The organism is Streptomyces sp. ADMS (genome assembly GCF_033441795.1).
In the GTDB taxonomy this organism is placed as follows: domain Bacteria; phylum Actinomycetota; class Actinomycetes; order Streptomycetales; family Streptomycetaceae; genus Streptomyces.
Genome location: NZ_JAVFVX010000520.1, coordinates 1 through 313, shown reverse-complemented (window position 1 = coordinate 313; position 313 = coordinate 1). Strand labels below are relative to the sequence as shown.

Annotated in this window: 1 protein-coding gene; it reads left to right on the top strand. The window is 69.6% G+C overall.

From position 1 onward, the window contains the following. Nucleotides 1-17: 17 nt before the first annotated feature. Nucleotides 18-313: TOTE conflict system archaeo-eukaryotic primase domain-containing protein (locus RB628_RS41830; RefSeq protein ID WP_318325821.1), on the top strand; the 296-nt coding region annotated here is incomplete at its 3' end.

Below are 313 nucleotides of genomic sequence, written 5' to 3'. Positions count from 1 at the left end.
ATGTGGGCCTGTACCCGATGTTCCCCGACGACACGACCCAGTTGCTGGCGTGCGACTTCGACGACAAGGACTGGCAAAGCGACGCCGCCGCCTACGTGGCGGCCTGCACGGAAGCCGGGGTCCCCTCCTTGGCGGAGGTCTCCCGCTCCGGGACTGGCGCACACGTATGGACCTTCTTCACCGCGCCGGTACCGGCCAGCCTGGCCCGCGCACTGGGCATGGCCTTGCTGCGGCGCGCGATCGACGCCCGCGACGGGCTGTCCCTGGCCAGTTACGACCGGCTCTTCCCCGCCCAGGACTTCCTTCCCACAAG